Genomic DNA, 14,071 nt, shown 5'->3' with positions numbered 1-14,071 from the left:
GGGCAGCGACCATGCCGAGCAAGATCGCCGGGACACGCCGGCCCTCCGCCGTACGCGGCGGAGGGCGTGAGCCGGCGACCCCGCGGCCGGCGCGCGGCGGGGGCGCCCGGCGCCTCTACGAGCAGGCCGTACGGGCCTGGGACCGGCCCCTCACCGCGTACTACGTGATCATCGGGGCCGCCCTGCTCATCACCGCGCTCGGCCTGGTGATGGTCTACTCCGCCTCGATGATCACGGCGCTCCGCTACGACCTCGTGCCGTCCTACTTCTTCCGGAAGCAGTTCTTCGCCGCGCTCCTCGGCACCGGGCTGCTCCTCGCCGCCTCGCGGATGCCGGTGAAGCTGCACCGGGCGCTCGCCTACCCGATCCTCGTCGGCGCCGTCTTCCTCATGGTGCTCGTCCAGGTGCCCGGCATAGGGCACGCGGTCAACGGCAACCAGAACTGGATCTCCCTCGGCGGCCCCTTCCAGCTCCAGCCCAGCGAGTTCGGCAAACTGGCCCTGATCCTCTGGGGTGCCGACCTCCTCGCCCGCAAGCAGGACATGGGCCTGCTCACCCAGTGGAAGCACATCCTCGTGCCGCTGGTCCCGGGCACCTTCATGCTGCTCGGGCTGATCATGCTCGGCGGCGACATGGGCACCTCGATCATCCTCGCGACGATCCTCTTCGGCCTCCTGTGGACGGCCGGCGCGCCCACCAGGCTCTTCGTCGGCGTGCTCTCCGTGGCCGGGGCGATCGGCTTCCTGCTGATCAAGACCAGCGACAACCGGATGAAGCGCTTCCAGTGCGTCCTCGCGACCGATCCCGGCGGAGAGGGAGCCCCCTGCCTCCAGGCGGCGCACGGCATCTATGCTCTGGCCTCGGGTGGATGGTTCGGTTCCGGACTCGGCGCGAGCGTCGAGAAGTGGGGCCAACTCCCCGAAGCCCACACCGACTTCATCTTCGCGGTCACCGGTGAGGAACTGGGCCTCGCGGGGACGCTGTCGGTACTCGCCCTGTTCGCGGCTCTAGGCTATGCGGGTATCCGCGTGGCCGGACGCACGGAGGACCCCTTCGTGAGGTACGCCGCGGGAGGCGTGACCACCTGGATCACGGCCCAGGCCGTGATCAACATCGGTGCGGTGCTCGGCTTGCTGCCGATCGCCGGTGTCCCGCTCCCGCTGTTCTCGTACGGGGGGTCGGCCCTGCTGCCGACCATGTTCGCCGTCGGGCTCCTCATCGCCTTCGCGCGACAGGAACCCGCCGCGAAAGCGGCCCTGGCCATGCGTCGCCCCGGCTGGGGCAGGCGGACCGGGGTGAGATGGAAGTCGATGCGACGGCGCGTCAAGAAGCGCCCGTCCGGAGAGCGGTGAATTTCGGTGCATGTCGTACTCGCCGGTGGGGGGACCGCCGGCCATATCGAGCCCGCGCTGGCCCTCGCTGACGCCCTGCGCAGGCAGGACCCCAGCGTGGGGATCACGGCCCTCGGCACGGAGAAGGGTCTGGAGACGCGGCTCGTGCCCCAGCGGGGCTACGAGCTGGCGCTCATCCCCGCCGTACCGCTGCCGCGCAAGCCCACCCCCGAGCTGATGACCGTCCCCGGGCGGCTGCGCAACACCATCAAGGCGGCCGAGCAGATCCTCGAACGCACCAAGGCGGACTGCGTCGTCGGCTTCGGCGGCTACGTGGCCCTGCCCGGCTACCTCGCCGCCAAGCGGCTCGGCGTGCCGATCGTGGTCCACGAGGCCAACGCCCGGCCCGGCCTGGCCAACAAGATCGGCTCGCGGTACGCGGCCGGGGTCGGCGTCGCCACCCCCGACAGCAAGCTCCGCAACGCCCGGTACATCGGCATCCCGCTGCGGCACACCATCTCGACCCTCGACCGGGCGCGGGTGCGTCCCGAGGCCCGCGCCGCCTTCGGGCTCGACCCGAACCTGCCGACGCTGCTCGTCTCGGGCGGCTCGCAGGGCGCCCGGCGGCTCAACGAGGTCGTCCAGCAGGTCGCGCCGGTGCTCCAGCGCTCCGGCATCCAGATCCTGCACGCGGTCGGCCCGAAGAACGAGATGCCGCGCGTCGACAACATGCCCGGGATGCCGCCCTATGTGCCGGTACCGTACGTGGACCGGATGGATCTCGCGTACGCCGCCGCCGACATGATGCTCTGCCGCGCGGGCGCGATGACCGTCGCCGAGCTCTCCGCCGTCGGGCTGCCCGCCGCGTACGTCCCGCTGCCCATCGGCAACGGCGAACAGCGGCTCAACGCCCAGCCGGTGGTCAAGGCGGGCGGTGGACTCCTCGTCGACGACGCGGAGCTGACGCCGCAGTGGGTGCAGGGCAACGTCCTGCCCGTTCTGGCCGATCCGCACCGGTTGTACGAGATGTCCCGCGCCGCCGCCGAGTTCGGTCGCCGGGACGCCGACGACCTGCTCGTCGGGATGGTGTACGAGGCGATCGCCGCCCGCCGACAGGCGTAGCGCGGCGGCGAAAGGCGGGGAAGCGTGGCAGCCGGACCGACGACCGCTTCGAAGGGCGGCGAGAGAAATCCGCACGGGTCGTCGGAGCGGCCGCCCGACCCGGACGCCCGGAACGGAAAGTTCCGGGCGTTCCGGGGGCTTCCCGTCCGGGTGTTGCTGATCGCCGTCGGCGTCCTCGTACTCGTGGCCGGCGGGATCTGGGCGCTGTACGGATCGACCTGGTTCCGGGTGGAACGGGTGAAGACCTCCGGCCTCGACGTCCTGACGACCGGACAGGTCGAATCGGCAGCCGCCGTCCCGGCCGGGGCCCCGCTCGTCTCCGTCGACACCGACGCCATCGCGGACCGCATCCGGAAGGAGCTTCCGCGCGTCGAGTCGGTCGAGGTCGTGCGGTCCTGGCCGCACGCAATCGGTCTGAAAGTGACGGAACGGAAGCCCGTTCTCCTCCTGGAAAAGGGCGGAAAGTTCGTCGAAGTGGACGGTTCCGGCACGCGGTTCGCCACCGTCGACACCGCCCCCCGGAATGTCCCGAGGCTCCGCCTCGACTCCGCCGGATCACCCAGCCTGCGCCGCTTCGACGAGGACCGGCTCCTCGACGAGGCGGTCCGCGTCCGGAGTGAACTCCCGGAGCAAATCGCCGCGAACACTCGTGTCGTCCGCGTCGGCTCGTACGACTCCGTCACCCTGGAACTGACCAAGGGGCGCACGGTCTTCTGGGGGAGCGGCGAGCACGGGCCGGTCAAGGCCCGGGTCCTGACAGCCCTCATGAAGGCCTCGCCCAAAGCGGGGCACTTCGATGTAAGTGCCCCCACGGCGCCCGCCTCGTCCGGGAGTTGACGGCGAGTTCGCGGGCATATGCGCAGGTCGGAACCCTGGTTGGCCAGCGCTACGGGTGATCACATAGGGTGAAAAGAAAAACGGGAGGTTCGGCGTGTTCGTTGAACGGGCGCCACTTGTCGACTTAGTGTCCTGTTCGGAAGAGTCCAGCGAACAGAGACACTGGTAACCCTAAACTTCAGCGTTAGGGTTTGGGTCGGCACTACGGACCGTCCCAATCGGCATCCGTCGTCGCAGCGCGCACCAACCACCGCGTCGCGGCGACACGTAACTCGAGGCGAGAGGCCTTCGACGTGGCAGCACCGCAGAACTACCTCGCAGTCATCAAGGTCATCGGTGTCGGCGGCGGTGGTGTCAATGCCATCAACCGAATGATCGAGGTGGGCCTCAAGGGCGTCGAGTTCATCGCGATCAACACCGACGCGCAAGCGCTGTTGATGAGCGACGCCGACGTCAAGCTCGACGTCGGCCGCGAACTCACCCGCGGCCTGGGCGCCGGGGCCAACCCGGCCGTCGGTCGCAAGGCGGCAGAGGACCACCGTGAGGAGATCGAGGAGGTCCTCAAGGGGGCCGACATGGTCTTCGTCACCGCCGGCGAAGGCGGCGGCACCGGCACCGGCGGCGCCCCCGTCGTGGCCAACATCGCGCGCTCGCTCGGCGCCCTCACGATCGGCGTGGTCACCCGCCCGTTCACCTTCGAGGGCCGTCGGCGCGCGAACCAGGCGGAGGACGGCATCGCCGAGCTCCGCGAAGAGGTCGACACCCTCATCGTCATCCCCAACGACCGACTGCTCTCGATCTCGGACCGCCAGGTCTCCGTGCTCGACGCGTTCAAGTCGGCCGACCAGGTCCTCCTGAGCGGCGTGCAGGGCATCACCGACCTCATCACCACCCCGGGCCTGATCAACCTCGACTTCGCCGACGTCAAGTCGGTCATGTCCGAGGCGGGCTCCGCCCTCATGGGCATCGGCTCGGCCCGCGGCGACGACCGCGCGGTGGCCGCCGCGGAGATGGCGATCTCCTCGCCGCTCCTGGAGGCCTCCATCGACGGCGCCCGCGGCGTGCTGCTCTCCATCTCCGGCGGCAGCGACCTCGGTCTCTTCGAGATCAACGAGGCCGCGCAGCTGGTCAGCGAGGCGGCGCACCCCGAGGCCAACATCATCTTCGGCGCCGTCATCGACGACGCCCTCGGCGACGAGGTCCGGGTCACGGTCATCGCGGCCGGCTTCGACGGCGGCCAGCCGCCGGCCCGCCGGGACAACATCATCGGCTCGGTCGCGGCCAAGCGCGAGGAGCCGGCCCCGGCTCCCCGCGTCGCCGAGCCGGCCCGCCCTCTCGGCGGCCTCGGCACGGTGACCCCCCGCGAGGAGCCGGTCTCCGCCCCGGTCGAGCCGGCCCCGGTCGTCAACGAGGTCCCGCTGCCGCCGGCCCCGCCGGTCGTCCCGCCGGCCCGTCCCTACGCGGACTCCCAGGCCGAGGAGCTGGACGTGCCGGACTTCCTGAAGTGATAGGGCAGTCCTTCGACGCGAACGGCGCGCACTTCGCCTTCACCGACAGGTGGGGCGGGGTGAGCGCCGTTCCGTACGTGGAGCTCAACCTCGGCGGTGCGGTCGGCGACGACCCCGAGGCCGTGCGGACCAACCGGGCGCTCGCCGCCGGGGCCCTCGGGCTCGACCCGGCGCGGGTGGTCTGGATGAACCAGGTGCACGGCGCGGACGTCGCCGAGGTCGACGGCCCGTGGAAGGACGGGCCCGTCCCGGCGGTCGACGGCCTGGTGACCGCCACCCGCGGGCTCGCCCTCGCCGTCCTCACCGCGGACTGCGTCCCGGTCCTGCTCGCCGACCCCGTCGCCGGGGTCGTCTCCGCCGCCCACGCCGGGCGGCCCGGGATGACCGCCGGTGTCGTCCCCGCCGCGGTCGAGGCGATGGTCCGCCTCGGCGCGGACCCCGCCCGGATCGTCGCCCGCACCGGCCCCGCCGTCTGCGGGCGCTGCTACGAGGTGCCGGAGGCGATGCGCGCCGAGGTCGCGGAGACCGAACCCGCCGCCTGGGCCGAGACGAGCTGGGGCACCCCCGCCGTCGACGTCGTCGCCGGGGTGCACGCCCAGCTCGAACGGCTCGGCGTGACGGACCGGCAGGCCAGCGCGGTCTGCACCCGGGAATCCGGTGACCACTACTCGTACCGCCGCGACCGCACCACCGGGCGACTCGCGGGATATGTCTGGTTGACCCCGGAAGAGACGACTCAGGAAGAGGCATGACGGACCGCAAGGCAGAACTCGCCGAGAACCTGGAGCGGGTGGAGGCGCGGATCGCCGCCGCCTGCGCCGCCGCCGGACGCCCCCGCGAGGAGGTGACCCTCATCGTGGTCACCAAGACCTACCCCGCGAGCGACGTGCGGCTGCTTCACGGACTCGGCGTGCGGCACGTCGCCGAGAACCGGGACCAGGACGCCGCCCCCAAGGCCGCCGCGTGCGCGGACCTCGACCTGAGCTGGCACTTCGTGGGCCAGTTGCAGACCAACAAGGTCCGTTCCGTGGTGGGTTATGCCGATGTGGTGCAGTCCGTCGACCGCTTGAAGCTCGTTTCCTCGCTCTCCGCCGCGGCGGAGAAGGAGGGGCGCGAGCTCGGCTGCCTCCTGCAGGTCGCCCTCGACGCCGAGGTCGGCGAGCGGGGCGCCCGCGGCGGCGTCTCCCCGGAGGGGGTCGAGGAGTTGGCGGCCGCCGTGGACGCCGCCGCCGGGCTCCGGCTCGACGGCCTCATGACCGTGGCGCCGCTCTCCGGTCCGTACGCCGGCCGGCAACGCGCCGCCTTCGACCGGTTGATGGATTTGTCGACTGTCCTGCGCGCGACCCGTCCGGCTGCGAACATGGTGTCAGCGGGCATGAGCGCCGACCTCGAAGAGGCCGTCGCCGCCGGGGCGACACACGTACGCGTCGGTACGGCGGTACTCGGCGTCCGCCCCAAGCTCGGGTAACGTCGCGAAGCAAGTCGGACCACAGCAGAAAATATGGTCATTCCGCGAGAAGGTGGGATGACCCGTGGATCGCGGGCGCTTGGTGACGCTGCGACATCGGCCGGAAGGGCGATCCACCACAGAGCGGAGGACTCAGAGAATGGCCGGCGCGATGCGCAAGATGGCGGTCTACCTCGGCCTCGTGGAGGACGATGGGTACGACGGCCGGGGCTTCGACCCCGACGACGACTTCGAACCCGAGCTGGAGCCGGAGCCCGAGCGCGAGCGGCGGCACACCCCTCCGCGGCAGGTCGAGCGGGAGGAACCGGTGCGCGCGGTGCAGCCTCCGGCACCCCGGGAACCGGTCGCTCATTCTGTCCCGGTACTCGCCGAAAGCGGACGTCCGGCCCGAATTGCCCCCGTGGCATCCATCACACCCGAACGCCCGAGCCTGGAGAAGAACGCACCGGTGATCATGCCCAAGGTCGTGTCCGAGCGGGAGCCCTACCGCATCACCACGTTGCACCCCCGGACCTACAACGAGGCCCGTACCATCGGGGAACACTTCCGTGAGGGCACCCCGGTGATCATGAACCTCACGGAGATGGACGACACGGACGCGAAGCGACTTGTCGACTTTGCCGCCGGACTCGTCTTCGGGCTCCATGGCAGCATTGAGCGCGTGACGCAGAAGGTGTTCCTGTTGTCGCCTGCTAACGTCGATGTCACGGCGGAGGACAAGGCCCGGATCGCAGAGGGCGGATTCTTCAACCAGAGCTGAGAACTACAGAACCGGACGGACCGGCCGCGACGCGGCCGGAACAAGTGAGAGCACGTAAGCCAGGGGAGAGGGAAACGCGGGATGGGCGTCGCACTACAGGTGGTCTACATCGTGCTGATGTGCTTCCTCGTCCTCCTGATCGTCCGGCTGGTCATGGACTACGTCTTCCAGTTCGCCCGTTCATGGCAACCCGGTAAGGCGATGGTGGTCGTTCTGGAGGCCACCTACACTGTCACCGATCCACCGCTCAAGCTTCTGCGGCGACTCATCCCGCCGCTGCGTCTCGGGGGCGTGGCACTCGACCTGTCCTTCTTCGTTCTGATGATCATCGTCTACATCCTGATCTCCCTCGTGAGCAGTTTCGCGAGGTGAGAGTGGACGACGACGATACGGTCTTGCCGACTGCCGACGACTACGTAGAGGTGAAGAAGAGATGCCGTTGACCCCCGAGGACGTGCGGAACAAGCAGTTCACGACCGTCCGCCTTCGAGAAGGCTATGACGAGGACGAGGTCGATGCCTTCCTCGACGAGGTCGAGGCCGAGCTGACCCGCCTGCTCCGCGAGAACGAGGACCTGCGCGCCAAGCTGGCCGCCGCGACGCGCGCCGCCGCGCAGAACCAGCAGCAGGGCATGCGCAAGCCCCCGGAGCCGCAGGATCGTCCCGTCGGTCCCGGCGCGCCCGTGCCCGCCGCCATATCCGGACCGCCGGTCCAGCAGCAGCAGCCGCAGATGGGCCCGCCGCAGCTTCCGTCCGGTGCTCCCGCGCTGCCCGCCGGTCCGATGCAGGGCGGCCCCATGCAGGGCGGCCCCATGGGCCCCGGCCCGATGCAGGGCGGCCCCATGCAGGGCGGTCCGATGGGCCCCGGCCCGATGCAGGGCGGCCCCATGGGTCACCCGCAGCAGCAGATGCAGCCCCAGATGCAGCAGCAGCCGCCGCAGGCGCCGGGTGGCGACAGCGCGGCGCGTGTCCTCTCGCTCGCCCAGCAGACCGCCGACCAGGCGATCGCCGAGGCGCGCTCCGAGGCCAACAAGATCGTCGGCGAGGCGCGCTCGCGCGCCGAGGGCCTGGAGCGGGACGCCCGCGCCAAGGCGGACGCTCTTGAGCGGGACGCGCAGGAGAAGCACCGCGTCGCGATGGGCTCCCTCGAGTCCGCTCGCGCGACGCTGGAGCGCAAGGTCGAGGACCTGCGCGGCTTCGAGCGCGAGTACCGTACGCGCCTGAAGTCGTACCTGGAGTCCCAGCTGCGTCAGCTGGAGACCCAGGCGGACGACTCGCTGGCTCCGCCGCGGACCCCCGCGACGGCGTCCCTGCCGCCGGCCCCCTCCATGGCCTCGGCGGGCGCGAGCGCCCCGTCCTACGGCGGCGGCGCGCCGTCCATGGGCGGTGCCCCGTCCTACGGCGGTCAGCAGCAGATGTCCCCGGCGATGACCCAGCCCATGGCTCCGGTCCGGCCGCAGGCTCCGCAGCCGATGCAGCAGGCGCCGGCGCCGATGCGTGGGTTCCTGATCGACGAGGACGACAACTGACGCGGCGGCACACGTGCTGAGCACGTAGCCGTCGGCAGGCTACGAAGGGCCGGGCGCCCTGGGGTTTCCCCAGGCCCCGGCCCTTCGCCGTACCCGTACCCGGGCGGGGACGGGGACGCGGGCGGGGTGGGGTGGCCGCTGCGCGGGGCCCTTCCCCCACCCCGCCCCTTCCCGAAACCGGGGCTCCGCCCCGGCCCCCGCGCCTCAAACGCCGGCGGGGCTGGATTTCCGCCCGCAGGGCGGGAAATCAGCCCGCCCGGCGCTTGAGGGCACGGCCGCAGGCCGTACGGGGTCCGGGGGCTCGCCCCTCCGGTTTCGGGAAGGGGCGGGGTGGGGGAAAGCGAAAGGCCCGGCCCCCTGTGAGGGGCCGGGCCTTTCCGCCTGGGCTACGCCTTGCGGAGGCGGAAGGTGAGGGCGAGGCCCTCGTCCTCGAAGGGGGCGCCGTACGTGGCGTCCGCCTCGCCCTCCGCGTGGTCCGTCGCCAGGACCTCGTCGGCGATGAGGGCGGCGTGGGCCGCCAGCGCCTCCGTCGTCTCCGGGGACGTGGAGGTCCAGCGCAGCGCGATCCGGTCCGCCACGTCCAGGCCGCTGTTCTTGCGGGCCTCCTGGATGAGGCGGATCGCGTCACGGGCCAGGCCCGCCTTGCGGAGCTCCGGGGTGATCTCCAGATCCAGGGCGACCGTCGCGCCGGAGTCGGAGGCCACCGACCAGCCCTCGCGCGGGGTCTCCGTGATGATGACCTCCTCCGGGGTGACGGTGATCTCCTCGCCGTTCACCGTGAGGGTCGCGGAGCCCGAGCGGAGGGCGAGGGAGAGGGCCGCCGCGTCCGCCGCCGCCACCGCCTTCGCCACGTCCTGCACGCCCTTGCCGAAGCGCTTGCCCAGGGCGCGGAAGTTCGCCTTCGCCGTCGTGTCGACGAGCGAGCCGCCGACCTCCGAGAGGGAGGCCAGGGAGGAGACGTTCAGCTCCTCCGTGATCTGGGCCTGGAGGGCGGGGGAGAGGGCCGAGAAGCCGGTGGCCGCCACCAGGGCGCGGGACAGCGGCTGGCGGGTCTTCACGCCGGACTCGGCGCGCGTGGCCCGGCCCAGTTCCACCAGGCGGCGGACCAGGATCATCTGCTCGGAGAGGGTCTTGTCGATCGCGGAGGTGTCCGCCTCCGGCCAGGTGGCCAGGTGGACCGACTCGGGCGCGTCCGGCGTCACCGGGACGACCAGGTCCTGCCAGACCCGCTCCGTGATGAAGGGGGTCAGCGGGGCCATCAGGCGGGTGACCGTCTCGACGACGTCGTGGAGCGTGCGGAGCGCGGCCTTGTCGCCCTGCCAGAAGCGGCGGCGGGAGCGGCGCACGTACCAGTTGGAGAGGTCGTCGACGAAGGACGAGATCAGCTTGCCGGTGCGCTGGGTGTCGTACGCCTCCATCGCCTCGGTGACCTCGGCGACGAGGGTGTTCAGCTCGGAGAGCAGCCACTTGTCGAGGACGGTGCGGTCGGCCGGGGCCGGGTCCGCGGCCGACGGGGACCAGTCGGACGTGCGGGCGTACAGGGCCTGGAAGGCGACCGTGTTCCAGTAGGTGAGGAGCGTCTTGCGGACGACCTCCTGGATCGTGCCGTGGCCGACGCGGCGGGCCGCCCACGGCGAGCCGCCGGCGGCCATGAACCAGCGGACGGCGTCCGCGCCGTGCTGGTCCATCAGCGGGATGGGCTGGAGGATGTTGCCCAGGTGCTTGGACATCTTCCGGCCGTCCTCGGCGAGGATGTGGCCGAGGCAGACCACGTTCTCGTAGGACGACTTGTCGAAGACGAGGGTGCCGACGGCCATCAGCGTGTAGAACCAGCCACGGGTCTGGTCGATGGCCTCGGAGATGAACTGCGCCGGGTAGCGGGACTCGAACAGTTCCTTGTTCCGGTACGGGTAGCCGTACTGCGCGAACGGCATCGAGCCCGAGTCGTACCAGGCGTCGATGACCTCGGGGACGCGCGTCGCGGTCTTCGAGCAGCTCGGGCAGGGGAACGTCACCGCGTCGATGAACGGGCGGTGCGGGTCGAGCTCCGACTGGTCGGTGCCGGTGAGCTCGCCGAGCTCCGCGCGCGAGCCGACGCAGGTCAGGTGGTCGTCCTCGCAGCGCCAGATCGGCAGCGGGGTGCCCCAGTAGCGGTTGCGGGAGAGCGCCCAGTCGACGTTGTTCGTCAGCCAGTCGCCGAAGCGGCCGTGCTTGACGGAGTCCGGGAACCAGTTGGTCTTCTCGTTCTCCGCGAGCATGCGGTCCTTGACCGCGGTCGTGCGGATGTACCAGGACGGCTGCGCGTAGTAGAGCAGCGCCGTGTGGCAGCGCCAGCAGTGCGGGTAGCTGTGCTCGTACGCGATGTGGCGGAAGAGGAGGCCGCGCGCGTCCAGGTCGGCGGTGAGCGCCTCGTCCGCCTTCTTGAAGAAGACGCCGCCGACCAGCGGCACGTCCTCCTCGAAGGTGCCGTCGGGGCGGACCGGGTTCACGACCGGCAGGCCGTACGCCTTGCAGACCTTGAGGTCGTCCTCACCGAAGGCGGGGGACTGGTGGACCAGACCCGTGCCGTCCTCGGTCGTCACGTACTCGGCGTTGACGACGTAGTGCGCCTCGGCCGGGAACTCGATCAGCTCGAAGGGGCGCTGGTAGGTCCAGCGCTCCATCTCGGCGCCGGTGAAGGACTCGCCGGTGGTCACCCAGCCCTCGCCGAGCGCCTTCTCCAGGAGCGGCTCGGCCACGACCACGCGCTCGTCGCCGTCGGTCGCGACCACGTAGGTGACCTCGGGGTGGGCGGCGACGGCCGTGTTGGACACGAGGGTCCACGGGGTCGTCGTCCAGACGAGGAGCGCCGCCTTGCCCGCGAGCGGACCGGAGGTCAGCGGGAAGCGGACGTAGACGGAGGGGTCGACGACCGTCTCGTAGCCCTGCGCCAGCTCGTGGTCCGAGAGGCCGGTGCCGCAGCGGGGGCACCAGGGGGCGACGCGGTGGTCCTGGACGAGCAGGTCCTTGTCGAAGATCTGCTTGAGGGACCACCAGACGGACTCGATGTACGCGGGGTCCATCGTGCGGTACGCGTCGTCCAGGTCGACCCAGTAGCCCATGCGGGTCGTCAGCTCGGCGAACGCGTCGGTGTGGCGGGTCACGGACTCGCGGCACTTCGCGTTGAACTCCGCGATGCCGTACGCCTCGATGTCCTTCTTGCCGGAGAAGCCGAGCTCCTTCTCGACGGCGAGCTCGACCGGGAGGCCGTGGCAGTCCCAGCCGGCCTTGCGGGCGACGTGGTAGCCGCGCATGGTCCGGAAGCGGGGGAAGACGTCCTTGAAGACGCGGGCCTCGATGTGGTGGGCGCCGGGCATGCCGTTGGCGGTCGGCGGGCCCTCGTAGAACACCCATTCGGGGCGTCCCTCGGACTGCTCAAGGGTCTTCGCGAAGACCTTGTTGTCCTGCCAGAAGTCGAGCACCGCGTGCTCAAGGGCGGGCAGGTCTACCTGGGCGGGTACCGGGCGGTACTGCGACATCGAATCTTCCTCCGGCGGACTGATCCTCGTTCCGTCCGGAGGGACGAGAGCTCTGCTCCCGCGGTACCACCCTCCTTGACCCGGGACGTGATCGTCCCGAGCCCCCTCATTGGGGCGCGACGCCGGGTCTAGTCACCGCGCTCTCGCACGGCTTTCTTCCGACGGCTCCGGGGTGATGCTTCACATCGGGCTCGCCCCCGGGCTCTCACCGTCCCCGGGTCGCTCATGGCTGCTTGCGACGCTACTCGTCCCCATCCAAGCCTTTCGCTCCGCCCAGTGTACGGGGCCCGGGGCGGCGGGGCCGACCCGGTTTTCCGCGTCCTCTCGCGTGCCCCGGGGGCCACCCGAATGGCGAGACGGGGCGCGACGGAGTCGCCGTACGACCATGTGGGGGACGGACGGGGCGGATTACCCGGTGGGGAGACGGGAACAACGGATGCGGGCCCGTCCCGCGGGGAGCGGGGGGCGGGCGGGGCGGCGGCGTGCCCCGTTGCCGCGGGCCCTGGGCCGATTTATCGTCCCAGCACGATGCGCGAGCAAGATCACAAAATGTGAAGGGGCCGCGACATGGTGGCGAAGAAGACCGCCGCGAGCGCGAAGAAGACCGTCGAGTCGGCCGACTCCGCCGATCCCGCGGCCGCCGAGAAGCCGGCCGCGGGGAAGGCGACGGCGAAGAAGGCGACGGCGAGGAAGGCGACGGCCGTGAAGTCGGCCGCAGCCACGGAGGCCCCGGCCGAGAAGACGGCCGCCAGGAAGACGGCCGCCAGGAAGACGGCCGCAAAGAAGACGTCCGCCGGGAAGACGGCCGTCGCGAAGAAGCAGACAGGAGCCAGGACGGTGGCAGCGAAGAAGACCGCGGGCGGCGTGACGACGGCGGAGGACGAGGCCGCGGTGCCCCCGGCCCGCACCGGCGAGCTCGCGGTCCGGCCCGGCGAGGACCCCTGGACTCCGGAGGAGGTCGAGGAGGCCCGCACCGAGCTCCAGACGGAGGTCCTGCGGCTGCGCAGCGAGCTCGCCCACTCGCAGGAGGAGCTCACGGGCCTCATGCGGGACTCCGGTGACGGCGCCGGCGACGACCAGGCCGACACCGGGACCAAGAACATCACCCGCGAGCACGAGCTCGCCCTCGCCGCCAACGCCCGCGAGATGCTGGAGCAGACCGAGCACGCCCTGGAACGCCTCGACGCGGGCACCTACGGCCTCTGCGAGGTCTGCGGCAAGCCCATCGGCAAGGCCCGCATGCAGGCCTTCCCCCGGGCCACCCTGTGCGTCGAGGACAAGCAGCGCCAGGAGCGACGCGGCTGACGCCGGTCCATGCCCGTGTCGTACCCTCGGGGCACGGTCAGGCATCGAGGTCGAGGGACTCACTCACGTGGCAGAGGCGGAGCGCATCATCGGTACGCCGGAATCAGCAGGGGCCGGGGACTCGGCCGCCTCCGAGGACGACACGGCCGCTCCCGGGGAGCGGCCCGAGGGTGCGCCCGAGCGGCCCCGCGGCAAGCGCAGGGTGCTCGCGCTGGTCGTCGTGGCCGTGGTCGCCTACCTGCTCGACCTCGGCAGCAAGATGCTCGTCGTCGCCAAGCTGGAGGGCCGCGAGTCCATCCCGATCCTCGGCGACCTGCTGCGGCTCGACGCGATCCGCAACCCCGGCGCCGCCTTCGGCATGGGTGAGGCCTTCACGATCGTCTTCACCTGCATCGCCGCCGCGGTGATCATCGTCATCTTCCGGCTCGCCCGGAAGCTCTACAGCCTGCCCTGGGCCATCGCCCTCGGCCTGCTGCTCGGCGGCGCGCTCGGCAACCTCACCGACCGCATCTTCCGCTCGCCCGGTGTCTTCGAGGGCGCGGTCGTCGACTTCATCGCCCCCGCGCACTTCGCCGTCTTCAACCTCGCCGACTCGGCGATCGTCTGCGGCGGCATCCTGATCGTCATCCTGTCGTTCCGGGGCGTGGACCCGGACGGAACCGTCCACAAGGACTGAGCGGACCCTGCCGCGAGG

12 protein-coding genes are annotated in these 14,071 nt (G+C 71.1%); 11 read left to right on the top strand and 1 reads right to left on the bottom strand.

Translation table 11 applies throughout. The features are described 5' to 3' along the window. The first annotated feature begins 11 nt into the window (after positions 1–11). The 9 genes from ftsW (at position 12) to AB0G79_RS07945 (ending at position 8,554) form a co-directional block, all read left to right on the top strand. Positions 12–1,352 carry a putative lipid II flippase FtsW gene (ftsW, locus tag AB0G79_RS07985; protein WP_360801933.1) on the top strand — a complete coding sequence of 447 codons (1,341 nt, stop codon included), beginning with the start codon at positions 12–14 and terminating at the stop codon, positions 1,350–1,352. A 6-nt stretch (positions 1,353–1,358) separates the two neighbouring features. Then, positions 1,359–2,453 carry an undecaprenyldiphospho-muramoylpentapeptide beta-N-acetylglucosaminyltransferase gene (murG, locus tag AB0G79_RS07980; RefSeq protein WP_360801930.1) on the top strand — a complete coding sequence of 365 codons (1,095 nt, stop codon included), beginning with the start codon at positions 1,359–1,361 and terminating at the stop codon, positions 2,451–2,453. A 24-nt stretch (positions 2,454–2,477) separates the two neighbouring features. Then, positions 2,478–3,290 (top strand): FtsQ-type POTRA domain-containing protein, encoded by an 813-nt coding sequence (locus tag AB0G79_RS07975; protein WP_360801927.1) that lies wholly within the window; start codon positions 2,478–2,480, stop codon positions 3,288–3,290. Between the two features lie 293 nt (positions 3,291–3,583). Next, complete coding sequence (ftsZ, locus tag AB0G79_RS07970) at positions 3,584–4,798, top strand: cell division protein FtsZ (RefSeq protein ID WP_360801924.1); 1,215 nt, start codon at positions 3,584–3,586, stop codon at positions 4,796–4,798. Continuing rightward, entirely contained in the window at positions 4,795–5,550 is a 756-nt protein-coding gene (gene pgeF, locus AB0G79_RS07965; RefSeq protein ID WP_360801921.1) for a peptidoglycan editing factor PgeF, read from the top strand. The genes ftsZ and pgeF overlap by 4 nt, the downstream gene beginning before the upstream one ends. Then, positions 5,547–6,266 (top strand): YggS family pyridoxal phosphate-dependent enzyme, encoded by a 720-nt coding sequence (locus tag AB0G79_RS07960; protein WP_360801918.1) that lies wholly within the window; start codon positions 5,547–5,549, stop codon positions 6,264–6,266. Before pgeF ends, AB0G79_RS07960 begins: the two co-directional genes overlap by 4 nt. 139 nt (positions 6,267–6,405) lie before the next feature. Next, entirely contained in the window at positions 6,406–7,026 is a 621-nt protein-coding gene (gene sepF / locus AB0G79_RS07955) for a cell division protein SepF (protein WP_360801915.1), read from the top strand. Between the two features lie 81 nt (positions 7,027–7,107). Further along, positions 7,108–7,398, top strand: coding sequence for a YggT family protein (locus AB0G79_RS07950; protein WP_360801912.1), 291 nt, complete (start codon positions 7,108–7,110; stop codon positions 7,396–7,398). A 61-nt stretch (positions 7,399–7,459) separates the two neighbouring features. After that, a complete protein-coding gene (locus tag AB0G79_RS07945; protein WP_360801909.1) occupies positions 7,460–8,554 on the top strand; it encodes a DivIVA domain-containing protein in 1,095 nt (364 codons plus the stop codon). Positions 8,555–8,940: 386 nt separating this feature from the next. Here the strand turns inward: AB0G79_RS07945 and ileS are convergent, their stop codons facing one another. Next, entirely contained in the window at positions 8,941–12,072 is a 3,132-nt protein-coding gene (gene ileS / locus AB0G79_RS07940) for an isoleucine--tRNA ligase (RefSeq protein ID WP_360801906.1), read from the bottom strand. 567 nt (positions 12,073–12,639) lie between these two features. Between ileS and AB0G79_RS07935 the strand changes: the two genes are divergently transcribed. Together AB0G79_RS07935 and lspA are read left to right on the top strand one after the other, a co-directional pair. Beyond that, complete coding sequence (locus tag AB0G79_RS07935; RefSeq protein WP_360801903.1) at positions 12,640–13,377, top strand: TraR/DksA C4-type zinc finger protein; 738 nt, start codon at positions 12,640–12,642, stop codon at positions 13,375–13,377. Positions 13,378–13,444: 67 nt separating this feature from the next. Beyond that, positions 13,445–14,053 (top strand): signal peptidase II, encoded by a 609-nt coding sequence (gene lspA, locus AB0G79_RS07930; RefSeq protein WP_360801900.1) that lies wholly within the window; start codon positions 13,445–13,447, stop codon positions 14,051–14,053. The last annotated feature ends 18 nt before the right edge of the window (positions 14,054–14,071 follow it).

The organism is Streptomyces sp. NPDC020807 (assembly GCF_040641575.1).
Classification (GTDB): domain Bacteria; phylum Actinomycetota; class Actinomycetes; order Streptomycetales; family Streptomycetaceae; genus Streptomyces.
The sequence above is the reverse complement of the archived record's forward strand: the minus strand, read 5'-3'. Positions and strand labels throughout refer to the sequence as shown.